This is a genomic window from Nonomuraea zeae (genome assembly GCF_005889725.1).
In the GTDB taxonomy this organism is placed as follows: domain Bacteria; phylum Actinomycetota; class Actinomycetes; order Streptosporangiales; family Streptosporangiaceae; genus Nonomuraea; species Nonomuraea zeae.
The window spans coordinates 1-23,589 of record NZ_VCKX01000030.1 but is presented as its reverse complement, the minus strand read 5'-3'; the positions used below and the strand labels follow the sequence as shown (position 1 = coordinate 23,589).

At 69.9% G+C, this 23,589-nt stretch carries 24 protein-coding genes and 2 pseudogenes; 19 read left to right on the top strand and 7 right to left on the bottom strand.

What is annotated here, in order from left to right:
- From ETD85_RS12730 to ETD85_RS12720, 3 genes are all read right to left on the bottom strand, one after another.
- Positions 1–393, bottom strand: coding sequence for a CBS domain-containing protein (locus tag ETD85_RS12730; protein WP_240779116.1), 393 nt, complete (start codon positions 391–393; stop codon positions 1–3).
- A gap of 49 nt (positions 394–442) precedes the next feature.
- A complete protein-coding gene (locus ETD85_RS12725) occupies positions 443–1,123 on the bottom strand; it encodes a CBS domain-containing protein (protein WP_240779115.1) in 681 nt (226 codons plus the stop codon).
- Between the two features lie 151 nt (positions 1,124–1,274).
- Complete coding sequence (locus ETD85_RS12720) at positions 1,275–1,544, bottom strand: DUF1876 domain-containing protein (RefSeq protein WP_138689870.1); 270 nt, start codon at positions 1,542–1,544, stop codon at positions 1,275–1,277.
- Between the two features lie 175 nt (positions 1,545–1,719).
- Between ETD85_RS12720 and ETD85_RS12715 the strand changes: the two genes are divergently transcribed.
- From ETD85_RS12715 to ETD85_RS12705, 4 genes are all read left to right on the top strand, one after another.
- The gene (locus ETD85_RS12715; protein WP_138689869.1) at positions 1,720–1,953 is read left to right on the top strand and encodes a hypothetical protein; all 234 of its coding nucleotides are present in this window, start codon (positions 1,720–1,722) and stop codon (positions 1,951–1,953) included.
- Positions 1,950–2,708: an NAD(P)/FAD-dependent oxidoreductase gene (locus ETD85_RS12710; RefSeq protein ID WP_138689868.1), complete on the top strand. Its 759-nt coding sequence runs from the start codon at positions 1,950–1,952 to the stop codon at positions 2,706–2,708. Before ETD85_RS12715 ends, ETD85_RS12710 begins: the two co-directional genes overlap by 4 nt.
- A gap of 159 nt (positions 2,709–2,867) precedes the next feature.
- A complete protein-coding gene (locus ETD85_RS66805) occupies positions 2,868–2,990 on the top strand; it encodes a hypothetical protein (protein WP_276617220.1) in 123 nt (40 codons plus the stop codon).
- A gap of 57 nt (positions 2,991–3,047) precedes the next feature.
- Positions 3,048–4,496 (top strand): wax ester/triacylglycerol synthase domain-containing protein, encoded by a 1,449-nt coding sequence (locus tag ETD85_RS12705; RefSeq protein WP_138689867.1) that lies wholly within the window; start codon positions 3,048–3,050, stop codon positions 4,494–4,496.
- Between the two features lie 122 nt (positions 4,497–4,618).
- On the opposite strand, the gene ETD85_RS12700 is transcribed toward ETD85_RS12705, so the two are convergent.
- Both ETD85_RS12700 and ETD85_RS12695 read right to left on the bottom strand, forming a co-directional pair.
- Complete coding sequence (locus tag ETD85_RS12700; RefSeq protein ID WP_240779114.1) at positions 4,619–5,281, bottom strand: helix-turn-helix domain-containing protein; 663 nt, start codon at positions 5,279–5,281, stop codon at positions 4,619–4,621.
- A 142-nt stretch (positions 5,282–5,423) separates the two neighbouring features.
- Positions 5,424–6,327, bottom strand: a protein-coding gene (locus ETD85_RS12695) for an IS5 family transposase (protein WP_206058276.1) whose coding sequence is annotated in 2 segments (ribosomal slippage) — positions 5,424–5,802 and positions 5,801–6,327 — 906 coding nt in all. Because the reading frame shifts where the segments join, the coding sequence is not laid out codon by codon here.
- 395 nt (positions 6,328–6,722) lie between these two features.
- Here ETD85_RS12695 and ETD85_RS12690 point away from each other — a divergent pair.
- A complete protein-coding gene (locus ETD85_RS12690) occupies positions 6,723–7,982 on the top strand; it encodes a carotenoid oxygenase family protein (RefSeq protein WP_138689866.1) in 1,260 nt (419 codons plus the stop codon).
- Between the two features lie 19 nt (positions 7,983–8,001).
- On the top strand, positions 8,002–8,871 hold the full coding sequence (locus ETD85_RS12685; RefSeq protein ID WP_138689865.1) for a TetR/AcrR family transcriptional regulator: 870 nt from the start codon (positions 8,002–8,004) through the stop codon (positions 8,869–8,871).
- A 369-nt stretch (positions 8,872–9,240) separates the two neighbouring features.
- Here the strand turns inward: ETD85_RS12685 and ETD85_RS12680 are convergent, their stop codons facing one another.
- On the bottom strand, positions 9,241–9,711 hold the full coding sequence (locus ETD85_RS12680; RefSeq protein WP_138689864.1) for a hypothetical protein: 471 nt from the start codon (positions 9,709–9,711) through the stop codon (positions 9,241–9,243).
- Between the two features lie 430 nt (positions 9,712–10,141).
- On the opposite strand from ETD85_RS12680, the pseudogene ETD85_RS12670 reads away from it, so the two are divergent.
- A pseudogene (locus tag ETD85_RS12670) lies at positions 10,142–11,481 on the top strand (IS256 family transposase).
- Positions 11,482–11,561: 80 nt separating this feature from the next.
- On the opposite strand, the gene ETD85_RS12665 reads toward ETD85_RS12670, so the two are convergent.
- Positions 11,562–12,293, bottom strand: coding sequence for an SDR family NAD(P)-dependent oxidoreductase (locus ETD85_RS12665; RefSeq protein ID WP_138689861.1), 732 nt, complete (start codon positions 12,291–12,293; stop codon positions 11,562–11,564).
- Positions 12,294–12,383: 90 nt separating this feature from the next.
- Between ETD85_RS12665 and ETD85_RS12660 the strand changes: the two genes are divergently transcribed.
- From ETD85_RS12660 to ETD85_RS67265, 12 genes and pseudogenes are all read left to right on the top strand, one after another.
- The gene (locus tag ETD85_RS12660) at positions 12,384–12,809 is read left to right on the top strand and encodes a MarR family winged helix-turn-helix transcriptional regulator (protein ID WP_206058272.1); all 426 of its coding nucleotides are present in this window, start codon (positions 12,384–12,386) and stop codon (positions 12,807–12,809) included.
- Between the two features lie 241 nt (positions 12,810–13,050).
- Positions 13,051–13,296: pseudogene (locus ETD85_RS12655) on the top strand (integrase core domain-containing protein); the annotation flags it as partial.
- 274 nt (positions 13,297–13,570) lie between these two features.
- Positions 13,571–14,227, top strand: coding sequence for a CBS domain-containing protein (locus ETD85_RS12645; RefSeq protein WP_138689860.1), 657 nt, complete (start codon positions 13,571–13,573; stop codon positions 14,225–14,227).
- A 153-nt stretch (positions 14,228–14,380) separates the two neighbouring features.
- Positions 14,381–14,821 (top strand): nitroreductase family protein, encoded by a 441-nt coding sequence (locus ETD85_RS64605; protein WP_206058271.1) that lies wholly within the window; start codon positions 14,381–14,383, stop codon positions 14,819–14,821.
- 359 nt (positions 14,822–15,180) lie between these two features.
- Entirely contained in the window at positions 15,181–15,705 is a 525-nt protein-coding gene (locus ETD85_RS12635; protein WP_138689919.1) for a hypothetical protein, read from the top strand.
- A 178-nt stretch (positions 15,706–15,883) separates the two neighbouring features.
- A complete protein-coding gene (locus ETD85_RS12630; protein WP_170246646.1) occupies positions 15,884–16,849 on the top strand; it encodes a sigma-70 family RNA polymerase sigma factor in 966 nt (321 codons plus the stop codon).
- A gap of 26 nt (positions 16,850–16,875) precedes the next feature.
- Positions 16,876–17,355 carry a nitroreductase/quinone reductase family protein gene (locus tag ETD85_RS12625; RefSeq protein WP_138689858.1) on the top strand — a complete coding sequence of 160 codons (480 nt, stop codon included), beginning with the start codon at positions 16,876–16,878 and terminating at the stop codon, positions 17,353–17,355.
- A gap of 99 nt (positions 17,356–17,454) precedes the next feature.
- The gene (locus ETD85_RS12620) at positions 17,455–18,357 is read left to right on the top strand and encodes an ABC transporter ATP-binding protein (protein WP_138689857.1); all 903 of its coding nucleotides are present in this window, start codon (positions 17,455–17,457) and stop codon (positions 18,355–18,357) included.
- On the top strand, positions 18,354–19,955 hold the full coding sequence (locus ETD85_RS12615; protein WP_138689856.1) for an ABC transporter permease: 1,602 nt from the start codon (positions 18,354–18,356) through the stop codon (positions 19,953–19,955). Before ETD85_RS12620 ends, ETD85_RS12615 begins: the two co-directional genes overlap by 4 nt.
- A 62-nt stretch (positions 19,956–20,017) precedes the next feature.
- Complete coding sequence (locus tag ETD85_RS12610; protein ID WP_138689855.1) at positions 20,018–22,315, top strand: phosphoketolase family protein; 2,298 nt, start codon at positions 20,018–20,020, stop codon at positions 22,313–22,315.
- Positions 22,316–22,484: 169 nt separating this feature from the next.
- Complete coding sequence (locus ETD85_RS12605) at positions 22,485–22,676, top strand: DUF1918 domain-containing protein (protein ID WP_138689854.1); 192 nt, start codon at positions 22,485–22,487, stop codon at positions 22,674–22,676.
- Positions 22,673–23,589, top strand: a 917-nt coding sequence (locus tag ETD85_RS67265) for an ATP-dependent metallopeptidase FtsH/Yme1/Tma family protein (RefSeq protein WP_138689853.1), incomplete at its 3' end; no start/stop codon positions are given. The genes ETD85_RS12605 and ETD85_RS67265, both read left to right, overlap by 4 nt.

Below are 23,589 nucleotides of genomic sequence, written 5' to 3'. Positions count from 1 at the left end.
TCATGCTCCGCCCCACATCGGCAGATCCGCGATGTCGTCGTGCTTCCATTCGAGGGTGCCGCGGACGGAGCCGACACCGTCCACGCTCTCGGTCAGGCGGACGGTCGTGAGCGCCTGGCTGCGCTCGGGGAGGTTCCCCGACAGGGCGGCCACGCCCTCGGTCGCCATGACGTCCAGACCGGCGGCGTCGGCGCGGACGGCTTCTCGGACGTCCTGCTCGATGTCGTGGTCCGGGCGGAGGAAGACCTTGATGAGGTCGCGGCGGCTGACGATGCCGATGAGGCGGCCGTCGGGGTCGACGACGGGCAGGCGTTTGACGCCGTGGCGGTCCCTGAGCCGGGCGGCGGTGACGACGGGGGCGTCGGCGTCGGTGACGTGGGCGGGTGAGGTCATCAGGTCCTCCTGAGGTGCCTGACCCGGACGATGCCGGGCGTGCTCCGGGCTACTTGGCATCCCACTTGGAGTCGTCGGTCTTCCAGGTGAGCTTGTCGACCACGTCGACCACGCCGTTGACCCGGGCGGTCATGCGGACGGCGATGCCCGTCTCCGTGCGGTGCTCCATCCAGCCGGACAGGGTCACGATGCCCTGCTCCACCTGCACGTGCACGCCTTCGGTGTTCACCCACAGCTCGCGGTCGAGGACGTCGGCGCGGATCTCGGCGGCGATCTCCTCGTCTCCCCGCAGGAACAGCTTGACCAGGTCGCGGCGGCTGACGATGCCCTGCAGCCGGCCGTTGTAGTCGGTGACGGCGAGCCGCTTGACGTCGTGGGCGTCCATGAGACGGGCGGCGGCGACGGCCGAGGCCTCGGGGTAGACGGTGACGGCGGGGCTGGTCATGAGCTCGGCGGCGGTGTCGCCGGCGGCCTTCTGCCGGCCCTTGGGGTGGCGCAGCCGGGCGCGCAGCGGCGGGCGGTAGCCCTCGCGGTAGAACTGCTCGCGGAACTCTTCCTTGCGCAGCAGGTCGGCCTCGGAGACCATGCCGATCACGTGGTTGTCGTCGTCCAGCACCGGCACGGCGCTGATGCCGCCGGCGATGAGCGCTTCGGCGATGTCCTTGAACGGGGTGGTGGCGGTGACGGAGACGACCTTGGTCGTCATCACGTCCGCGACGGTCATGCGCATGGCGGGTCAGCTTCCTTCTGGGTTCTGTGCCGTCTTCCTCTTGTTCGGTGGTCCCATCACAGCTCGGGTCGCGAGCCGGACGTAGGGCCGGAAGTCCCGATCCCTTGCGGTCCTTGGTCGGCGCGTCGCCCCTGCCGCCACCCGAACGGGCTCACCACGAGCGCACCGATGCCGGGCCGGCGGCGAGGTCTCCGATGTCGCGCCGCGTGACGACGGCGAGCTTCTCGGCGAGGTCGGCCAGCGCGCGCGAGGCGGCCAGCTCGTCGCCGATCTCCGGCACCGCGGGATCGGACGGGTTGCGCCGGGCACGCCCCGTGCCCGCCAGCTCGGTGCGATCCCGGGTGGTCAGAACGGCTCTCGCATAGGTGTCGTCGCCGTCCTCGGCGAGGTAGATCTGCACGGTCCACTGCTTGGCTTCCATGTCCTCGGCCTCCTCCTCGTCAGTCGTTCGTCTCCATCTCACGCCCGCGCGCGGCCGTCCCGGCAGAGGCGAAAGTCCGCGAGCCGAGCGGGACCATCGCCGCCCGGCTCGGGACCTTCGCGCGTACCCCGCCCGGAGGCCGCTTGCCAAGGTGGAGTGCAGGACGGTGATTCACATGCGGAAGAAAGTGCTGGTCCTGGGCGGCAACTTCGCCGGGCTGCACGTCGCGCTCGGTGTCCGGCACGAGCTGGACGGGGATGTCGACGTCACGGTCGTGTCGGAGTCGGACCGCTTCCTGTTCACCCCGTCGACGGTGCCGACGGCGCCCACACGATCACCACGCTGGCCGATGCCGTGCGGGCGGGGGAGGGGTGGCGCGGCTACCTCGATGATCCCGGCCCGGTCGTGATCGGTGCGACGCAGGGCGCGGGGTGCTTCGGCGCGGCCTACGAGTTCCTGTTCAACACCTCGTACCAGCTCAAGAAGGCGGGGCTGCGCGGCCGGGTGCCGCTCACGTACGTGACCGCCGAGCCTTTCCTCGGCCACTTCGGCATCGGCGGGCTGCCCGGCGGCGAGAAGCTGCTCAGGCTCTTCCTGAAGAAGGAGGGCATCGAGGCGGTCACGGGGGTCGCCATGGAGGAGATCGCGCCCGGCAAGCTGCGCCTGGCCGACGGCCGGAACCTGCCCTACGCGTACGCGATGATCGTGCCCCCGTTCACCGGCCAGGAGGTCGTGCGGAGCGTGCCGGGACTGGCGGACGAGAGCGGTTTCGTCCCCGTGCGCGACACCTACCAGTCACGAGGCTTCCCCGACATCTACGCGGTGGGCGTCGCGGCGGCGGTCAAGGTGCCGTGGACGGCCGCCATCCCGGTGGGCGTGCCCAAGACCGGTTTCCCCACGGAGGTCCAGGCCCGCGTGGCGGCGGCCAACATCGCGGCACAGATCCGCGGTGAGGAGCCGGCCGCGCACAAGGAGTTCGGCGCGATCCCGGCCGTCTGCGTCATGGACGCGGGCAACAACGGCGTGCTGATCCTGGCCGACCGGATGCTGCCGCCGCGCAAGTTCGGCGTGATGATCCCAGGGCCGCAGTCGCATGCGGCCAAGGTCATGTTCGAGAAGTACTTCCTGTGGAAGACGCGCCACGGCTACGTCCGCCTGCCTTGATCGACAGGCTGTGCCCCGCCGGGGACCGGCACCTGTACACGAATGCGCCGGCCGGGGAGGGCCGGTGCTCGGAGCCGACAAGGAACGGAGCCCAGATGAAATTGACGGAACTGCTCGGAGACGAGGCCGGTTTACCTGCTCGAACACCGAGCCTCGGGCGTGGCCCGCGAGTCGCTGCACGTGCCGGGACCGGACTTCGTGGACCGCGTCGTGGCCTGCACCGACCGCAGCCCGGCGGCGCTGCGTACCTCGACCCCGACGTCACAGTGGCCTGAGGTGTGAACGCCTGGACACAGGACCGAGATCCTTCCTTTTCGGAGCGGAGACGAGGAGTTCGCCATGAAGGTGACCGCACGAGATCGGCTGTTCCGCGCTCGTCCCGGCAGATGCCCGGTGATCCCGCCGCTGGGCACGCCACGTGGCGACAGCCGGCGGAAGCGCGCCGTGGGAGGCGGAGCGGTGATCGACCGCGCCAGCCCATCGGACGTCGCCATGCTCGCGATGGGCGCGGGCGCCTCGCTGTCGCAACGGGCGGGCGCCGTCCTGCTGCTGGACCCGGGGACGGGGTTCTCGGTGGCACAGGCGACGGCGCTGGTGGCGGACCGGATCCGATCCGTGCCGCGGCTGCGGCGGCGGCTGGTACGCGTGCCGTTCGGCGGCGGCCGCCCGGTATGGGTGGACGATCCGCGCTTCGACCTCGATCTGCACGTACGGGAGCGCACATGTCCCGCGCCGGGAGACGAGCGGGCGCTGCTGGACCTGGCCGCCGAGGTGCTGACCGGCCCGCTCCCGCCCTCGCGGTGGACGGCGGTCTTCGTCACCGGGCTGAGCGACGGCGCGGTGGCGCTGATCGTCGCCTTCGACCACGTGCTGGCCGACGGGATCGGCGGCCTCGCCCTCCTGGCGGCCCTCGTCGATCCGGCGCGACGGCCCGCGCCCGGCGGCTTCCCGGTGCCCCCGCCGTCCCTGCGGAGCCTCGCCGCCGACGCTTTCGCCGAACGGCTGCGCGCGCTCGGCCGAGTGCGCGGCTACGCGCGGGACGCGAAGACGGCCATGGCGGCGACGGGCGGGCTGTGGCCTGAGCCCATCGCCCGCTGTTCGCTGTTGCGGCCGACCGGCCCGCGCCGGAGATTCGCGGTCGTACGGGCGGACCTCGCGGCCGTGCGATCCGCGGCCCACCGCCACGGCTGCACCGTCAACGACGCGCTCCTGACGGCGATCATCGGAGCGCTGGGCAGAGTGCTGCGGCGGCGTGGCGAGCACGTCGGCGAGCTGTCGGTCTCGGTGCCGGTGTCGGCGCGGCCCATCGCCTCCTCCAGCGAGCTCGGCAACCGGTTCGGCGTGCTGATCGCCGCCCTGCCCGTCGCCGGCCTGCCGGGGCAACGGATGGTGCGGATCGCCGCGCTGCTCGCCGGGCGGAAGAAGGCGGCCGCGGAAGCCTCCGCGGCCGGGCTGTTCGGCCCCATGTTCCGGGTGCTGGCCGCGTTCGGGGCCTACCGGTGGTACCTGCGCCACCAGCGCCGCATCCACACCCTGGTCAGCAACGTGCGCGGCCCTGGCCGGCCGCTGACCTTCGCCGGCGCCACCATCCGGCAGATGATTCCCGTGGCGGTCGCGGAGAGCGGCAACGTGACGGTGAGTTTCGAGGTCCTGTCCTACGCGGGCACGCTGACCATCACGGTCATCGCCGACCCCGACGGCGTCCCGGATCTGGACGAACTCGTCGCCGGGCTGCGGCACGAGCTCGCCGGCGCCGCGGTGCCCGCACTGCCGGCGCCGGCCACCTGAGGCAGGTCGCGGGTTCTCCAGGCCGGCGAGGCGAGCAGCGGCGAGCGTCCCCGGCCGGCCGGGCGGAGCCGCCCACCGCCCGGCGAGTGTCCTCGCCTGCTCCCCGGGCCCGGAGGGCGGGGTCAGAGGCCGTGGACGCGGCGGCCGGTGATCTGGTGCGGTACGACGCGGATGTACAGGTGGCGTTCGCCGCCGGCCCAGGGCGTGACCCCGGCCTCGCTCACGGTGGCCACTTCGTCCTCCGGCACGTGGTGCGCCGGCCCTTGGACGAGGACGCTCCAGCCGCCGCGCTGGGCCTCGTCGATGCGGTCCACCTGGAAACCGATCTTGATGTCCACGCCTTCGAGCCCGGTGCGCAGATCCTGGTCCATGGGGCCGCCGCGGGCGGTGCGGAAGACGATGGCGCCGTCGTGGATCTTGTAGTTGACGGGCAGCACCGTCGGCCCGTGCGAGCCGTTGAAGGCGACCCGGCCGATCCCGCCCGGCGCGATCAGGCGCAGGCACTCCTCGGGCTCCAGCACCTGCAGGACCGGGTCGGCCGTGGCGGGCCCCGGGCCCGGCGGGCGGTCGCGGCCACCGCCCAGCAGGTCCTCCACGGTGGTCTCAAGAGCCTTGGCCAGCCGGGTCACCGTGCCCCTGTCGGGCGTCTCCAGATGGTCCTCCAGGTACTGGACGTATCCGGCAGACATGTCCGCGCGATCGGCGACCTCCTTCAAGGTGAGGTCGAGTCTCGTACGGTGATGGGTGATGCGACGTCCGAAGTCGCCGGCGTGTGTCATGAGCATGCCCTTCGTAGTGATGACAGGACTGGAGCCCAACGCGCTGCCCCGCAGGAGGCTACCCATTCGCCCGGCGTACCGGACAGGGTCCTTCGGCCCCGGATCGCCGGGCTCTCCGGGGACCTAAGGCGGTGTTTCATAAGTTGGGTCAGAGCCACTCGTTGATCGCGGTGATGCTCAGGGTGGCCTGGTAGCGCACGGCGAGTTTGTCGTACCTGGTGGCCATGCCGCGGTTGCGTTTGAGCTGGTTGATACCGCACTCCACGGCATGGCGTTGCTTGTACCGCCCGGGGTCGAAGGCCGGCGGGCGTCCGCCCTTCGACCCCAGCTTGCGCCGGTTGGCGGCCTGGTCGGCCTTGGTCGGGATCGTCGCCCGGATCCCGTGCCCGCGCAGGTAGGCCCGATTGGCTCTGGCCGCGTACGCCTTGTCAGCCAGGACCCGATCTGGCCGGGTCCGGGGCCGACCGCCACCCAGCCGAGGAACTCGAATGCGTTGCAGGACCGGCACGAACTGCGGGCTGTCACCACTGACCGCCGGTCAACAGCAGCGACAGCGGCTTGCATCCCTGCTCGCAAGCGAGATGGACCTTCGTGGTCCGCCCGCCCCGGGAACGCCCCAACGCGTGGTCGTCTGGCTCGGTGTCCACCCCGCCAGGCGGCTCCTTCTGCGCCGCACCGTCTCGGCGGGCGCCGGCGGCATGCTGATGGGCGCGGGCCGTGGTGGATTCCACGCTGACATCCCCGCGGATCCGTCCGGCCGCATCGGCGTGCGCCTGCAACGCGGTCAGCAGCAACTGCCAGGTTACGTCCCGCTGCCAACGGCGAAACAACCCATACAACGTCTGCCAGGGCGCGTACTCGGCCGGGACGTCCCGCCACGGCGCACCAACCCTGATCCGCCACCGGATCCCGTCAATCAGCTGCCGTTTACTCCATTTTGGCGGACGACCCTTCGCCGAAGCTACAGGCAGCAACGGGGCGAGGACCGCCCACTGCGCGTCGTTCAGGTCGTGCCTCCTCGTCACCGGTAGGGTGATCACGAGGTCTCCGATTCTTGGTGCGTCTTGGTCGATATACCAGATTCCGGAGACCTTGCTCGTTATCGGTCAACGCCACGCCGTGCCCCAGCCGGCGCCGGGCGATCACCGCCCGTCCGGACACGACACCGGCGACGACGGTCTTGTCAGCCAGCACGTCGACCGTGTTCGGCAGAGCGTGGGTGAGGTCGAGCGCGACCGCCTCGACCGGCGCCCCGGCGAAGCGTGGGCAGGGCCTCGTCCGCTCAGCCGAACACCGCCGCCACCAGCACCTTCGGTCGGTGGTCCGGTTCCATCGTCCGTGCCGCGAGAGCCTTTTTCGGGCGGGCTCATGCTGTTGCACTAGTGCACAGCAGGGCATTTCCCATCGCGGCCGCAGGCTCAGGCATTCTCCTGCGTACGGTGTTCACATGAGGTATCTGGAAGGGCCCTTCGCGCCCGTCACTGAAGAGGTCACCACCTATAGTCTCCCGGTCACCGGGCGGATCCCGGCCGAGCTCAACGGCCGCTACTTGCGCAACGGGCCCAACCCGCTGGGCGTGGAAGACCCCATTGTGCACATCTGGGGCATGGGCCAGGGCATGGTGCACGGGGTGCGACTGCGTGACGGCCAGGCCGAGTGGTACCGCAATCGCTTCGTGCGCACACCGGGCTTCGCGCCCATGGTGCACGTGATCGAGCACGCCCAGCGTACCTTCGCCATGGCGGAGGGTGGCCTGCCGCCCGCTGAGCTGGACGAAGAGCTGAACACCGTGGGCGTGTGCGATCTGGGAGGGACCGCGGAGGGGTTCACGGCGGGGGCGCACTCCAAGCACGACCCGCTCACCGGCGAGCTGCATTCGCTGTCGTACATGCTGGGCCGCGACTTCGTCCAGTACATCGTGACCGACGTCGGGGGAAGCGTCGTCCAGACCACCGCTATCCCTATGACGCGGACGCCGTTCATGCACGACTTCGCGCTCACCGAGAACCACGTGGTGTTGTGGGACACGCCGCTGGGCTTCGACGGGTTCGACTGCCGGTGGCTGCCGGAGCACCCGACGCGAGTGGGCGTCATGCCGCGGACTGGTGGTGACGTGCGCTGGCTGGACATCGACCCGATCCATGTGAGCCACACGCTCAACGCTTACGACGACGGAGACTCGGTCGTGGTCGACCTGGTCACGGCCGAAGGGCCGTTCGATCCCGCCGCCCCTGGGGCGATCCGGCCCACGCTGGACCGCTGGACGATCGAACCGGACAAGATCCACCAGCGGCGCATCGACGACCGGCCGCAGGACTTCCCGCGCGTGAACGAGGCGCGTACCACCCGCCCGTACCGATATGGCTACTCGGCCGCGACCGCCCTGTACGGAATCCCGTTCGCACCCGCGGGCATGCCGCCAGACGACGCCTTCACCAACGCCCTGGTCAAGCATGACCTGGAACGGGGGACGGCCGAGGTGCACGGGTTCGGCAAGGACGAGGCGGTCGGGGAGGCCGTGTTCGCCGCCGCCGGGCAAGGGGAGGACGAGGGGTACCTGCTCACGTACGTGCACAACCCCCTCCGAAACGCCAGCGACCTAGTGATCCTCTCGGCCCAGGACTTCACCGGCGAGCCCGTCGCGCGCGTCCAACTCCCTGTCAGGGTGCCGCTCGGCCTGCACGGCAACTGGCTGCCTGACCGCTGAGGCGTGGCAACATGGCCTCGTGAACGATCCGCAACCGCCGTACCTCCGGATCGTCGCCGACATCGAGCGACGCATCGCCGATGGACAGTTGCGGCCCGGCGATCCCATCCCCACCACCAGGGCGATCATGCATGAGTGGGGCGTCGCCATGGCGACGGCCACCAAGGCGCTGGCCGCGCTCAAGCATGCAGGTGCCATCGAGTCTGCCTCTCGGGTCGGCGCCGTGGTCGCTCCCCGGAGACTGCCCTCGCGTTCGGCCGGGGGTCTCGAACGCGACCGGGTCGTCCACGCGGCCATGGAGATCGCCGACGCCGACGGCCTGGCCGCGCTGTCCATGCGGGCGGTGGCGGCCAAGCTCGGGGTCGCCACCATGACCCTCTACCGGCACCTCGAGGCCAAGGCCGAGCTCACTCAGTTGATCGCCGACGCCGCGTTCGCTGAGATCAGCTATCCGGAGCCGCCACCGGGATGGCGTTCCCACCTGCGGGTTGCCGCTCAGCTGCAGTGGGCGACCTACCAGCGTCATCCCTGGTTGCCGCGGCTGGTGTCCATCACCCGGCCGGTCACGCTCCCGGGGCTGCTGGCATACGGGCTGTGGACCCTGCGCGCACTCGACGGCCTCGGCCTGGACTCGAGTACTCGAATGCACACCTACGCCACGATGGTCAACTATGTGCGAGGGACGGCGGTGAACATCGAAAGCGAGGTCGGCGCCGAGCTGGACACGGGTATGACCAGCAGGCAGTGGAGCACGGCTCGGCTCTCCATCGACGGGCCGCTGATCGCTCAAGTCGCGGAGCCGGGCACGGAGCTCGATTTGGAGTCGCTGTTCGCCTTCGGCCTCGAACGCCTGCTCGACGGCCTGACCATCCTGATCACGCGCCCGTGACCGGACCTTTACCGGAGTCAGCACGTCGAGCGGCAGCCGGAGCGGCCCGGTGAAGGATGGGCAGCATGAACCCTGGTCATCGTCCAGCAGCTCGGCCGTGCGCACCCGCTGCCCGGCGCCTTGACGACTTCCTCACCGATCTGGCCAACACCGGCGCAACGGGCAGCAACAGCTGCAGCACCGCCCACTGCGCGTCGGTCAGATCGTGCCGTCTCGCCGCCGGTGTCGTGGCCACGAGGTCTCCGGTGTTCAGTTCTGTCTTGGACGACGAACCTTCTACTGAAGACCTCGCCAACTATCGACCGCCGCCACGCAGCACAGTCACACGCAGCCCACTTCTGAAACACGCCTTAGTCGCCGCGAACAACTTCATACCTGGCGACTGGCCAACCAGTTCAGGACGGAATTGCGGAACGGCATGAACGTCTCGGCAAAGCGTGGCGCAACAGTTCCTGCGGCCTCGACGCCCCTCGTGCTCGCTGCCATGAGCTCCCCGAGGACTGCTTCCACGTCTTCGAGATCTTTAACGAGTTGGTCGGCGAAGGTCACATCGACGCTTGCGATACAGGCAGCAGCGCTCAGCACATCAGCATGGAACGACACCGAAAGGGCTGGCCCCTCAGCCGCCCACTGATCGTCACTGATGCTACTGAATCGATCTATGAGAGCGGAACAGGCGCCAATCAGCCTCATCGCCGCTGCGCGCGACTCCATCTCTAGGGCGAGGCGCCGATCGTTCTGCCGTGTTGCACGAACTACCAGCCACGCCGTCAGCGCAGCTACCACGCCGCTGATCACCGCCGAGATGGCGCCCTGCAACAGATTCGCCCACCAGTTCACCGGCTGACATCCCCATGGCGAGACCGTAGATGTTGCCGACCACACCACGATAGGCCCAACATCATGAAAGCGACGCCTTGTCATTCCCGGCCATGTCGTGCTCGACCCCAGCTACCACGGCGAGCGTACAGGCGAGGCTGGCCCCGCCCGTGCGATGTCCGTCCACACGGCCCGCTACGGCCTGAGGGTCATCGAGGTTACAGCTCAGCACGGCGACAGTGACCAAACGCACTCCTACCTGGCCCGACGGGCGCGCCGGTATGTCGCCATCGCGAACCGCCTTGAGGACCTGACGAATGCCCTGGACACTGCCCAAGACCCTGCACTTCTCGTGCACACGGGGCGGCGTCCTGAAGCCGGTGTAAATGAGGAACGGGCGTAGGTTCCAGCTTCGAGACCTGCGAAGTTTCGAAGGAAGGGACCCGCACCCGTGTCCGCACGAGTATCACCGACCGACCGTGTCCGCGTCAGGATCGATGCTCTGTTCGCCTCCGATCGTGAGTTGCCTGAGATTCTGGAGGAGGTGGCCCGACTTGGGGCGCAGCTGCTGCTTCAAACGGCGCTGGAGGCCGAGGTGACCGAGTTCCTGGGCCGCAACCACTACCAGCGGGCCGCCTCGGTCCCCGACGCCCAGCCAGGTTCGCGTAACGGCTACCGGGAAGTGACGGTGAAGACCACCGCCGGGCCCATCCAGCTGGAGCGGCCGAAGCTGTGCGGCACGACTGCCGCGTTCGCCTCCCGCCTGTTCGGCAAGCACGTCACCAAGACCCACGCCTTGGAGTCATGGTGATCGCCTCGTTCGTGCGCAGCTTGTCCGTCCGTGACGTCGAGGCCACTCTCGCTGACGCGCTCGGCGACCAGGCCGCGATCTCCAATTCCACCGTCAGCGAGGTCTGCAAGGCCATCAGAGCCGAGTACGACGCCTGGGCCCGCCGGCGGCTGGATGACGTCGTAGTGGACTACCTGTTCCTGGATGCCTCGTTCTTCCGGATGCACCCTGGTTCGCCGGCCGAACCGATCCTGGCGGCATGGGGCATCACCACCGACGGCAAGCCGGTCTTCGTCGGCCTCGCCCCAGGATCGGGCGAGTCGACCGACGCATGGGCTGACTTCATGACCGACCTGCGCGACCGTGGGCTGGCCTGCCCGCTGCTAGTCATCTCTGACGGCGCCAAGGGCCTGATCGCCGCGATCGAGCAGGTCTTCCCCGCCGCGCTGCGCCAAAGATGTCTGATCCATCGCCTGCGCAATGTCATGGCGAAGACTCCTGCGGGGATGCAAGCCGAGATCCGCGACCGCTATTGGGCCGTCTTCGACACCAACGACCTGAAGACCGAGCCCGGTCCGCAACTGGTCGAGCTGATCGACCACCGCCTGAGCGAGTTCATCGACCGCTACCGCGCCACCTACCCGGCCGCGATGAAGATCCTGGACACCGACCGCGAAGGACTGACCGCCTACCTACGCTTCCCCGCCGAGCACCACCAGCGGATCCGCCACTCCAACTTCATCGAGCGCACCTTCGGCGAGACCCGCCGCCGCGCCAAGGTCATCGGCCGGTTCCCGGGTGAGACCAGCTGCGTCAGCATCGCCTGGGCCGTCCTTGACCGCGCCTCCCGCGGCTGGCGCGGACTGACTATGACACCCGCCGGGCTCGGGCTCCTGCAGGACCTGCGCCACTCGCTCCTCGACCCGCCTCGCCAGCTCCAACCCCGACACGCCGCCCCACTCCACCCTGCCGATCACCAGACCATCACCGCGACCGCGTAACCAGCTTGCGGACGGTCCGGTGATCGTGGCCAAGGTCTCTAGGATTGTGCGCCATCCGGCCCTGGCCCGGCGCCAACTCGTTAGATCATGCCTCCGGCGGCGTTGATGGTCTGGCCGGTGATCCAGCGGGCGGCGTCGGAGGCCAGGAACGCGACGACGTCGGCGATGTCGCCTGGTTCGCCCAGGCGGCCCAGCGGTGTGCGGGCCTTGGCGTCGTCAATGACGTGCGGGGGCACGGTGTCGATGACGTCGGTGCGGGTCAGGCCGGGCAGGACGCTGTTGACCGTGACGGATCTGGAGCCCACCTCCCAGGCCAGTGTGCGGGCGAGCTGGTCACCGGCGGCCTTGCTTGCGGCCAGCAGCGCCATGCCGGGCAGCGGCGACACGGTCAGCGCGGAAGAGATCAAAATGATCCGGCCGTGGTCGCTGATGCGCTGCGCGGCCTCGCGCAGAGCCACGAACGTGGACCGCACGTTGGCGTGCAGGTACTGGTCGAAGTCGTCATCGGTGGCGCGGGCCAGCGGCCCAGCGGTCGCCGTGGCCGCGTTGCTCACCCACACATCCACCCGGCCGTACTGGCTCTCGGCCGCATCGAACAACTCCTTGACCGCCTCGGGGCGGGTGATGTCAGTGCGGACCGCGGTGGCCAGCCCGTCCGCGTCCTTGATCTGGTCCACCGCCTGCGCGGCCGCCTCCTGGTCGCGGGAGCCGATGACGACGCGCATCCCCGCCGCGGCGAGCCGGTCGCTGATCGCCCGTCCGATGCCGCGCGATCCGCCGGTGACGACTGCGACCCGATCCTCGATACGCATAACCCCTCCAATTGGTCGATCCTATGGATAGTCCATAGGATCGACCAATTTGGTAGAGGGTGTCAACTGTCCAGGTAGTAGACTGCTGTCATGGCCTCCGCACTCAATGACGAACTCGTCGAGGCGCTGATCGGCGTCTTCATGGAGATCGACGGCCTGTTCAGCACGGCGAGCCGCCGGCTGGGACTAACCCCCCAGCAAGCGCAACTGCTGTGCTTCGCCCAACATCTGCAGCCGTCCTTCGGCGAGCTCGCGACCCTGCTGCACTGCGACAAAACCAACATCACCGGCCTGGTCGACCGGCTTCAGCGACGCGGCCTGCTCACCCGCCAACCCGACCCCAACGACCGCCGGATGACCCGGGTCCACCTCACCCCCCAGGGCGAGGTAGTCACCGGCCAGTTCCAGCAGGCCATCAACACCACCCTGGCCACCCGCTTCAGTTCCTGGCCCAGCACCCAACGCGACAGCCTCGTCCACCTGCTCCAATCCGCCACAACAGCACTACGTCCCTGATCTCAGCGACCACCTCCGACTCCAACACGCCACCAGCCCCGCAGAGCCGATCACACCGAACCGCCATCGCACCGCGTAACCTCACCATGAAGCCGGAACCCCGCCCCCGATTTACACCGGACTCCGGACGCCACCTCGTGCACCGTGCCTTTCTTACTGAGCTAAGCCCGGTGATCAATGGGGCGTCTGGACTTGCCCATAAACCACCAGGGTCTGTCAGGTGTAGGGGGCGAAGACGCGCGTGCGTCAGTCCATGGGAGCCGTCGGCACCAGCGCCGACAACGCCGCGGCGGAGGCGTTCAACGCCACCCTCAAACGCGAAACACTGCAGGGCGCCAAGCGCTGGCCCTCGGCGCGCGAGGCCCGCCTGGCCGTCTTCAAGTGGATCACCCGCTACAACACCCGGAGAAGACACTCCACCCTCGGCTACCTCAGCCCTATCGACTACGAGCAGCAAACCACCGATAAGGTGCTGCTCGCCGCATAACAACCCGTGTCCACACTTCGGGGGCAGGGCCCGCTTCCGCTTCGCCCAGACCGGCGGACGGCCCGCCGTCCTGCCTACCGGCAACAGCGGCTCCAGCATCGCCCACTGCGCGGCGCTCAAATCACCCCGACCCACACAAAGATCATCTCGGAAGTGGACCACCCAGGTGATCCACTTCTGAAGCAGGCCCTAGGGCCTCGGACTCCGGGACCTTCGCCGCTGCCGGTCCGGCGCTGATCGGGGGAGCGTGGGAGGTGAAAGTGAGGAGGACATCATGTCGATCGAAGTCAGGGACGTCATGGGCCGTGTGGCCATCGCGGTGCTGGAAGGCTCGTCATTCGCGGAAATCGTGGCCGCCATGAAGAGGTTCGCGGTCGGCGCGGTCACCGTGATCGACGCCGACCGGCGGCCGGTGGGAGTGGTCTCCGAGGACGACCTCCTGCTCAAGGAAGCCGATCCGGTACGGCACAGCACGACGATCTTCGAATCACGCAGGCAGCGTCAGGAGCAGCACAAGGCCGCGGCGGTGACCGCGAGCCAGCTCATGACCTCGCCGGCGATCACCGTCACACCGGGCGCCCCTCTGCGGGACGCGGCCCGGCTGATGCACGACAGGCGCATCAAGCAGCTGCCCGTGATCGATCCGGTCACCGGGCGGATCGTCGGCACCCTGCACCAGCGGGACGTCCTGCGGGTCTTCACCCGCCCCGCCGACGAGCTCAAGGCGGAGATCAGGTCCGTGCTGGCGGAGCCGGACCGGTTCTCCATCGAGGTGGACGGCGGCGTGGTGACGATCAGGGGTGAGGCCGGGACGCGGTCGCAGGCCACCGCCCTCGCCGAAGCCGTCAGGGCGGTCGAAGGCGTCATTGACGTGGTGTGCGAGGTGACCGCGAGCAAGGACGACCTCTTCCTCGTCCCGCCGCTGTTGTAGCGCCGGCCGGCGCTACAACAGCGCCGATGCTCCTTCGCCTGGCATCGGGACCGTACGACGCGACGCCCAGGGCCTGGCGAGCAACGGGCGGGCGCGCTTCACCGGACGCCTCAGCTGTGATGCGCTGAGCTCATCGTCTCCTGGAGGTGGAGCATGAGCATCCGATCGCCGAAGCAGGCACTGGACGCGACGGCGGAGGCAGGCCGCTGGGCCCCGTCAGTGCACAACACCCAGCCCTGGACCTTCGCCGTCTCCGGCGAGGAGATCAGCCTGGGGGCCGACACCGCCAGGAAACTGCAGGTGAGCGATGTCACGATCAGGCCGGGCGACGAGGTCGAGGCCGGCGAGCACACCTGGGTGCTCGGCGGCGAGATCCAGCGGCGCCGCACCCACCGGGCCGGCTTCGCCGAGGTGCCGGTCCCGGGTGAGCTGATCGAGTCGCTGGTCAAGGCAGCACCCGCACCGACGGGGTGCCGGCCGCGAGTTACCCGCAAGAGGTGGCTCCGACGGACTCGGGCTTCCCCCAGCGTCACTACGACTGGGGTGGCGAAGCCGACGAGAGGGCGACGGCGACCGGGATCGTGGCCGTGCTGAGCACGCCGGGGGACAGCCGCGAGGAGTGGATCGCGAGCGGCCAGGCGCTGCAGCGCGTCCTGCTGCACGCCTCCGCGCACGGGGTCAGCGCCGCCTTCCACACCCAGGCGCTGGAGATGGAGCCCCTGCGCGAGTTCCTGCGCCAGGAGCTCTTCGCCGGCGAGCACCCCCAGATGATCATGAGGCTGGGCGTCACCCTCGACGCCAAGGACGTGCCCCGCCGTCCGGTGCCCGACATCGTGGAGCGAGAGGACCAAGGTCCCGCCGGCGAGGGCCGTACGGCACTGAACGCGGGCGGCCGGAATCGCTGTGATGGAGGTGCACAAGGACATACGCCACAACAGAAAGGGAGGCCCGCCATGGCCACCACCATCAGCAAGCCCGCGATGGACCCCGGCGTCGGCAAGGCGACGCCCCCCGTCGACTACGTCTGGGCGGCCGCCCGGATCGCGATCGGCTGGATCTTCCTGTGGGCGTTCCTGGACAAGACGTTCGGCTGGGGTTTCGCCACCCCCGCCAACCGGGCCTGGATCGAGGGCGGCAGCCCGACGACCGGGTTCCTCAAGGGCACCGGCGAGAACGCGCTGGGTGGCTTCTTCTCCGGCCTGGCCGGGCAGGGGTGGGTGGACTGGCTGTTCATGGCCGGCCTGCTGGGCATCGGCCTCGCGCTCGTCCTGGGCGTCGGCCTGCGGATCGCCGCCGTCACCGGCACTCTCCTGCTGGTGCTGATGTGGGCGGCCGAGCTGCCCCTGGCCAACAACCCCTTCCTGGATGACCACCTCATCTACTCCATCGTCCTCATCGGACTGGCCCTGGCCGGCGCGGGGACCACGCTGGGACTGGGCAACCTGCCCATCGTCCAGCGCACCCCCTGGCTCAAGTAGCGGCCCTCTCGACTCGCCCATCCCCGCCACCCGGGGGTGGGTGTCTCGTCGTGTCGGGGCGGCGCGGACGGGTCGTGAGGACGGCGGCCTCGGGGCGAAGGTCCCCATTCATGGGGTCTTTCGGCGCTTGGCCGGGAGAGATCTTCGGCGTGTCCTGTGAGAGATGAAGGGAGGAGAGATGACCGTTACCGGATCGAACGGCTCACGGCCCGCTCGCCGGGGGCAGGGCGGCACGACGGCCGTCCAGGCGAGCTCGTGGGACCAGGTGGGCGACTATCTGGCCAGGATCGGCGCGACCCCGCTGCTGACCGCCGACGAGGAGACCGCGCTCGCCAGGCGGATGGAGGCCGGAGCCTACGCCGCCCACCTGATCGAGCAAGGATCCGCGGACCCCGAGCTGGCGGCCGTGGCCGCCGACGGGCGGGCCGCCAGGAAGCATATGATCGAGGCGAACCTGCGGCTCGTCGTGTCGATCGCCAAACGGTACGCCAACCGCGGCATGTCCCTGGCGGACGTGATCCAGGACGGGAACCTCGGGCTGATCGAGGCCGTCGACCGCTTCGACCACACCCGGGGCAACCGCTTCTCCACGGTCGCCACCTGGTGGATCCGCAAGGCCATCCAGCGCGGACTGGAACACGCGCACGCGGTGCGGCTGCCGATCGCCGTACAGGACCAGCTCATCAAGATCGCCCGGGTGGAGGCGGATGCCGCCCATCGGCTCGGGCGGGCCCCGACAGAGCGGGAACTGGCTGAGGAGGCACAGCAGGAGCCGGCGAAACTCACCGCACTGCGCCAGCTGCCGTGGACCTGCCTCAGCCTCGACCTGACGACGGGGGAGGGGGCGCAGCGCTACACCCTGGGGGACCTGCTGGAGGACGACCAGTGCCGTGCCACGGAGCGGCTCGTCGAGGAGAAGGCGCTCAGGCAGGTGATCGACTCCCTCGTCGCGGGGCTGGCACCGCGGCAGGCGCTCATCCTGCGGCTGCGTTTCGGGCTGGACGGGCATGGCCGGCACACACCCCGGCAGATCGCCACGAAGCTCGGGCTGACCCCGCAATGGGTCCGCTTTCTCGAGAAGGAATCGCTGGCCCGGACGCGCAGCTCCGGACGCCCGCAAGGGCTGCGCGCATGGGCGAGCTGACCCGCGACTCTGAAGCAGGTGGAATCATGAAACACGATTCAGGGCTATGGCAGCGCTGGCACCACTGGCTCTATCCGGGCGGCCGGCCGAACCGCGTTGCCCGGGCGATGAACCTGGCCTGGAGGGGGCTGCACTCGACCGGGTGGGTGGGACGAGCGGTGACCCTGGAAGTCCGCGGACGGCGCACCGGCCGCGTCATCGCCTTCCCGCTTGTGGCCGCCGACTACGAGGGCGAGCGGTATTTGGTGTCGATGCTCGGCCAGGACGCGAACTGGGTGCTCAACGTGCGCGCGGCCGGCGGGCGGGCGGTGCTGCGGCACGGCCGGCGGGTGAAGGTCCGGCTGGAAGAGGTCGAGCCCGGGGCGCGGGCACCCGTGCTGCGCCGCTATCTGGACCTCGCGCCGGGTGCGCGGCCTCACGTGCCCGTGGACCGGCGCGCGCCCCTGGCGGAGTTCGAGCGGATCGCGGGTCAAGTCCCGGTCTTCCGCATCACGGAATCCCGCTGAGAGATCACTGATCCCGCTGAAGGCCCGATGGCGTGCCTTTCGGCCCTGTCCGGACCGCCTGGCCGCCGCCGAACCTGAAGGTACGCGGAAGGAGCGAACATGTCGGCGGTGATCGTACAAGGACTGACCAAGACCTACGGAACGGTGAAAGCCGTCGATGAGGTGAGCTTCACCGTCGAGCGAGGAGAGGTCTTCGCGCTGCTCGGACCGAACGGCGCGGGCAAGACCACGACGGTGGAGATCCTGGAAGGGCACCGTGACCGGGACGCCGGCGAGGTGTCGGTTCTCGGGTTCGACCCGGCAACCGGCGGTCGCGGCTACCGCGAGCACATCGGGATCGTGCTGCAGGAAGCCGGGTTCGAGGAGGAGTTCTCCGTCGTCGAACTGCTGCGGTTGTACGCCGGCTTCTACCCCTGTCCCCGGGACCCGGACGAGGTCATCGAGCAGGTAGGGCTCAAGGACAAGCGCGACGCCCGCGTACGGACGCTGTCCGGCGGCCAGCGCCGCCGCCTGGACCTGGCCCTCGGCCTGGCCGGGCGGCCCGAGCTGCTGTTCCTGGACGAGCCGACCACCGGCTTCGACCCCTCGGCCAGGCACCGCGCCTGGGAGCTGATCGAGGGGCTGCGCTCGTCGGGCACGACCATCCTGCTCACCACCCACTACATGGACGAGGCACAGCACCTGGCCGACCGGGTGGCGGTCCTGCGAGAGGGACGCCTGGTCGCCGCCGGCGCGCCGGAAGCGCTGATCGGCGCCGGGCACACCAGCGTGCTGTCCTTCCGGCTGCCCGCGGGGACGATGCCGGCCGATCTGCCTGCCCTCACCGGCCACGTCGAAGCACGCGGTCCCGTCGTGTCCATCGAAACGGCCCAGCCGGCCCGGGACATGCACACGCTGACCGGCTGGGCGCTGGACCGCGGCACCGAGCTGACCTCGCTGACGCTGGCCCGGCCATCGCTCGAGGAGGTCTATCTCGACCTGGTGGGCGAGGCGACATCATGATCACCCGGTTGGTCCGGCACGAGATCGCCTCCTTCTTCCGTACTCCGATGGCGGCCGTCTTCACCATCGCGATGCCCCTGCTGATGACGGTGATCGTCGGTGCCGCGGTGGGCAACGCGATCGTGGGACCCGGCACCGGCGTGACAGTCATGCAGTTCGTCATCCCGGTCATGATGGTGTTCGGCGTCGCCCAGGGCTGCTTCGGCGCGCTGGCCATCCATCTGGCCGACCTGCGCGATCGCGGCTGGCTCAAGCGGCTGCGCGGCACGCCGGTGCCCGCTCTCGCGGTGCTGGCCGGGCTGATCGGGGCCGCGCTGGTGACCGCTCTGCTGACGGCCGCCCTGCTGCTGACCGCGGGCCTGCTCTTCTACGACGTGCAGATCGTCTGGCGCACGCTGCCCGCGTTGCTTCTCACCCTCCTGGCCGGGGCGGTCTGCTTCGCCGCGCTCGGCTTCGCCGTGGTCGGGCTGGTGCGCAGCGCGGCGGCCGTGCAACTCATCGGCACCGGGCTGCTGCTCGCCCTGGCGTTCATCTCCGACATCATCCTCGTCGGCGCCCGGCTGCCGGCCTGGCTGGACGCCCTGGGCTGGATCTTCCCGCTGCGGCATCTGGCCAACGCCGTCCGCGACGCCATGAACCCGTTCCTGGCCGGCTCCGGCTTCCACACCGGCCACCTGGCGGTGCTGGCGGCCTGGGGGATCGGCGGAGCGGGCGTGGCCGTATGGCGCTTCCGCTGGGACCGTCCGGCGGCCCGGTCCGCCACGGCTCGTGCGGCGACCCGCCGGCCGTCGCGACGGCCGGGCCGCCCCACGCCGTGGCGCCTGCTGACCGGGCAGGCGGGGCACGCGTGGATCGGACTGGCCCGGAACGCGTCCACGGCCTTCTTCACGCTGGTCCTGCCGGTGCTGCTCCTCACGCTGATCTCGCTGATCTTCGGCGGGGCGCGGGCCTCGGGCGTGCCGCTGCCGGTCTTCATGCTCGCCGCGATGACCACGTACACGGTGGGGGTGGCCTCCTTCGTCAACATCGCCGAGACGATCGCGGGCGACCGCGAGCGCGGGGTGCTCAAACGGCTGACGGGCACCCCGCTTCCGCGCTGGGCCTACTACGCGGGCAACCTCTCCGTCGCACTCCTGGTCACACTGGCCACCACTGCCGTGCTGGCGGCGGTGGCCGCGCTCGGCTTCGGAGCCGGGATCGGACCCGCCATGATCCCCGGGGCGCTCGCCGCGATCGTGCTCGGCGGCGCCTGCTCCGGCGTCCTCGCCGCCGTGGTGGTGGCGTTCGTGACCAGGCAGCAGGCCGTCAACGCGATCACCCTCGGCACCTTCCTCCCGCTCGCCTTCGTCTCGGACGTGTTCGTCATCGGCGGCGAGCTGCCCGGCGTGCTGCGCCTGGTCGGCGAGGTCTTCCCTCTCAGGCACATCTCCCACGCGCTGCTCGCCGTGCTCGACCCGGCCGGCCGGCCGTTCCCCTGGGCCGACCTGGCCGTGGTGGCCGCCTGGACACTCGCCGGTACGGCGATCCTCGCCCTCAAGGAGCTCAGGCTGCCCGTGGGCCGGCGCCGGACGGGGCATCCGGCAGCCGGAACCGTGTGACCCGCGAGATCGAGGACCAAGGTCCCTAGGCCGCAGGCCGCCCCTTCGACAGCATCGAAGACATGACGACGATGCAGAGAATCGATGCTTACTGGCGCGCCGCGAACTACCTGTCCGTGGGGCAGATCTACCTGCTGGACAACCCGCTGCTCACCGAGCCGCTGCGGCCCGAGCACATCAAGCCGCGCCTGCTCGGCCACTGGGGCACGACCCCTGGCCTGAACTTCTGCTTCGCCCACCTCAACCGGATCATCGCCGAGCGCCACCAAGAGATGATCTACATCGCCGGCCCCGGGCACGGCGGCCCGGCGGCGGTCGCGCACGCCTGGCTGGAAGGCTCCTACTCGGAGAAGTACCCCGAGATCTCCCAGGACGCCGACGGCATGCGCCGGTTGTTCCGGCAGTTCTCCTTCCCCGGCGGGATTCCCAGCCACGTGGCGCCGGAGACGCCGGGATCCATCCACGAGGGCGGCGAGCTGGGCTACTCGCTCGCGCACGCGTACGGCGCGGCCTTCGACAACCCGGACCTGGTCGTGGCCTGCGTGGTCGGCGACGGCGAGGCGGAGACCGGCCCGCTGGCGGCCAGTTGGCACTCCAACAAGCTGCTCGACCCCGAGCGCGACGGCGTCGTGCTGCCGATCCTGCATCTCAACGGCTACAAGATCGCCAACCCGACCGTGCTGGCCAGGATCCCCGAGGACGAGCTGGTCAAGCTCATGGAGGGGTACGGCTACCGCCCCCACATCGTCGGCCCATCGCACGAGGAGATGGCCGGCACCCTGGACACCGTGTTCGACCAGATCGCCTCCTACAAGGACGGCCGGTCCGCCAGGCTCCCCATGATCATTCTGCGCACGCCGAAGGGCTGGACCGGCCCGCGCGAGGTCGACGGGCTGCCCGTCGAAGGGACGTGGCGAGCCCACCAGGTGCCGCTGTCGGGTGTCCGCGACGACCCTGAGCACCTGGCGATGCTGGAGGAGTGGCTGCGCTCGTACCGGCCGGAGGAGCTGTTCGACGCCGCGGGCCGCCCGGTGCCCGCCCTGCTGGAGACGGTCCCGGAGGGGCCGCTGCGGATGAGCGCGAGCCCGTACGCCAACGGTGGCGAACTGCTGGCCCCGCTCACGCTGCCCGACTTCCGCGACTATGCCGTGGAGGTCAAATCCCCCGCGTCGCAGTCCACCGAGCCGACCCGGGTGCTGGGCGCCTTCCTGCGCGACGTGATCGCCGCCAACCCGCGCACGTTCCGGCTGATGGGACCCGACGAGACCGCCTCCAACCGGCTGCAGGCCGTCTTCGACACCACCGCCAGGGCCTGGAACGCCGGGATCGAGCCGACCGACGAGCACCTGGCCGCCGGCGGGCGCGTCATGGAGGTGCTGAGCGAGCACCTGTGCCAGGGCTGGCTGGAGGGCTACCTGCTGACCGGCCGGCACGGGCTGTTCAACTGCTACGAGGCGTTCATCCACATCATCGACGCCATGTTCAACCAGCACGCCAAGTGGCTGGAGACGGCGAAGAAGATCCCGTGGCGGCGGCCGGTGGCCTCGCTCAACTACCTCCTGTCCTCCCACGTCTGGCGCCAGGACCACAACGGCTTCAGCCACCAGGACCCCGGCTTCCTCGACGTGGTGGTCAACAAGAAGGCCGAGGTCGTCCGGGTCTACCTGCCGCCGGACGCCAACACGCTGCTCTCCGTCGGCGACCACTGCCTGCGCTCGCGCGACTACGTCAACGTGATCGTGGCGGGCAAGCAGCCGGTGCTCGACCTGTTCACCATGGACGAGGCCATCGCGCACTGCACCCGCGGGCTGGGCATCCTGCCGTGGGCCTCCACCGACGAGGGCGCCGAGCCCGACGTCGTGCTGGCCTGCGCCGGGGACGTCCCCACGCTGGAGACGCTGGCGGCCGCCGCGATCCTGCGCGAGCACCTGCCCCAGCTCAAGGTACGCGTCGTCAACGTCGTGGACCTGATGCGCCTCCAGCCGCCGTCCGAGCACCCGCACGGCATGTCGGACGCCGAGTTCGACACGCTCTTCACCGTGGACAAGCCGGTCATCTTCAACTTCCACGGCTACCCCTGGCTCATCCACCGCCTCACCTACCGCCGCCGCGGCCACGCCAACCTGCACGTACGCGGCTACAAGGAGGAGGGCACCACCACCACGCCGTTCGACATGTGCATGCTCAACGACATCGACCGCTACCACCTGGTCATGGACGTCATCGACCGCGTCCCCGGCCTGGGCACCACGGCCGCGCACCTGCGGCAGCAGATGGCGGACGCCAGGCTGCAGGCGCGCGCCTACACCCGCGAGCACGGGGAGGACCCCGCCGCGATCCGCAACTGGTCCTGGGGCTGACGAAGGTCGCCTCTGCCCGGCCCGTGACCAGGCGATCCTTCCCACCGGGAGCGAGCCCCAGGTTTCGGGCCGAAGGTCCCGCGCCCCGCTGACTTCCGGCCCTGCTGCCCGGCAGGCGGCCGGGACAGGGTGGGAGTGACAGGTACGGATGAGGACGGAGGCGATCGCGATGCGAGCGGCAGCAGGCGACAAGCTGATCGTTGAAGGGACGCACGGTGGTGACAACCGCCGCGAAGGGGTGATCGTGCACGTCGGTCATGCCGACGGCTCACCGCCTTACACCGTGCGCTGGCTGGACAGCGAGCGGGAGACCCTGGTCTTCCCCGGCCCCGACGCACGCGTCGTGCAGAGCGTGAGATGACCCGTCGCGGCGCGCCGATCTCGCGTCTCACCCCGCTGCGGCATCCCACCCGGACCGCGCGGCCCGGGCCCGAGAGGAAGCCCACGCCGCCTGCCGGGACGCCGGCCAAGGGCGGCGGGCGGTGGTTGTGGGCCGGCGCTCTGCTGGTGTTGCTGGCCTGGCTGCTGGGGCCGTTGTTGCTGGCGATGCAGGTGCCCGCGAGCACGCCGTACAGCGATTTCGTGGCCAAGGTCGAGAGCGGCGAGGTGCGGGCCGTGACGATGGACGACGCCGGCGCGACCTCGGTCACGCTGAAGAACGGCGACACGTTCGACACCCAGATCCCCACTGCGCTGGACGTCCGTGACCTCGACAGCCTGCTGCGGGCCAGGCAGGTGCAAGTCACCGCCACCTCCTCCAGCGGCGGCTTCGGCCCGCTGCTGACCTCCTTCCTGCCGCTCATCGTGATGGGCGGGCTCTTCTGGTGGATCCTGCGCGGCTCGCGAGGAGGCGTGTCGCGTGGAACGAGCGGGTTCGGCCGTTCCAAGGCGAAGATCATCGAGGCGGAGCGGCCGGCCACCCGCTTCGCCGCCGTGGCCGGGTACGAAGGTGTGAAACAGGAGATCGGCGAGGTCGTGGACTTCCTGCGCGATCCGGACCGCTACGCCGCGGCCGGTGCCAAGCCACCCCGGGGTGTGATCATGGTGGGGCCGCCGGGAACCGGCAAGACCCTGCTGGCCAGGGCGGTGGCAGGCGAGGCGGGCGTGCCCTTCTTCTCGATCTCGGGTTCTGACTTCGTCGAGATGTTCGTCGGCGTCGGCGCCTCGCGGGTTCGCGGCATGTTCGAACAGGCCAAGAAGAACGCTCCCTGCATCATCTTCATCGACGAGATCGACGCGGTCGGTCGTCACCGGGGCGCTGGCCTGGGCGGCGG

Coding starts and splice junctions, on each gene's coding strand:
- ETD85_RS12635 (WP_138689919.1), top strand. CDS start 15,181: ATGGCCACCACCATCAGCAAGCCCGCGATGGACCCCGGCGTCGGCAAG.
- ETD85_RS12620 (WP_138689857.1), top strand. CDS start 17,455: ATGTCGGCGGTGATCGTACAAGGACTGACCAAGACCTACGGAACGGTG.
- ETD85_RS12625 (WP_138689858.1), top strand. CDS start 16,876: ATGAAACACGATTCAGGGCTATGGCAGCGCTGGCACCACTGGCTCTAT.
- ETD85_RS12610 (WP_138689855.1), top strand. CDS start 20,018: ATGACGACGATGCAGAGAATCGATGCTTACTGGCGCGCCGCGAACTAC.
- ETD85_RS12690 (WP_138689866.1), top strand. CDS start 6,723: ATGAGGTATCTGGAAGGGCCCTTCGCGCCCGTCACTGAAGAGGTCACC.
- ETD85_RS12665 (WP_138689861.1), bottom strand. CDS start 12,293: ATGCGTATCGAGGATCGGGTCGCAGTCGTCACCGGCGGATCGCGCGGC.
- ETD85_RS12645 (WP_138689860.1), top strand. CDS start 13,571: ATGTCGATCGAAGTCAGGGACGTCATGGGCCGTGTGGCCATCGCGGTG.
- ETD85_RS12720 (WP_138689870.1), bottom strand. CDS start 1,544: ATGGAAGCCAAGCAGTGGACCGTGCAGATCTACCTCGCCGAGGACGGC.
- ETD85_RS12615 (WP_138689856.1), top strand. CDS start 18,354: ATGATCACCCGGTTGGTCCGGCACGAGATCGCCTCCTTCTTCCGTACT.
- ETD85_RS12605 (WP_138689854.1), top strand. CDS start 22,485: ATGCGAGCGGCAGCAGGCGACAAGCTGATCGTTGAAGGGACGCACGGT.
- ETD85_RS12630 (WP_170246646.1), top strand. CDS start 15,884: ATGACCGTTACCGGATCGAACGGCTCACGGCCCGCTCGCCGGGGGCAG.
- ETD85_RS12705 (WP_138689867.1), top strand. CDS start 3,048: ATGAAGGTGACCGCACGAGATCGGCTGTTCCGCGCTCGTCCCGGCAGA.
- ETD85_RS12715 (WP_138689869.1), top strand. CDS start 1,720: ATGCGGAAGAAAGTGCTGGTCCTGGGCGGCAACTTCGCCGGGCTGCAC.
- ETD85_RS12730 (WP_240779116.1), bottom strand. CDS start 393: ATGACCTCACCCGCCCACGTCACCGACGCCGACGCCCCCGTCGTCACC.
- ETD85_RS12660 (WP_206058272.1), top strand. CDS start 12,384: ATGGCCTCCGCACTCAATGACGAACTCGTCGAGGCGCTGATCGGCGTC.
- ETD85_RS12725 (WP_240779115.1), bottom strand. CDS start 1,123: ATGCGCATGACCGTCGCGGACGTGATGACGACCAAGGTCGTCTCCGTC.
- ETD85_RS64605 (WP_206058271.1), top strand. CDS start 14,381: ATGAGCATCCGATCGCCGAAGCAGGCACTGGACGCGACGGCGGAGGCA.
- ETD85_RS12700 (WP_240779114.1), bottom strand. CDS start 5,281: ATGCTCATGACACACGCCGGCGACTTCGGACGTCGCATCACCCATCAC.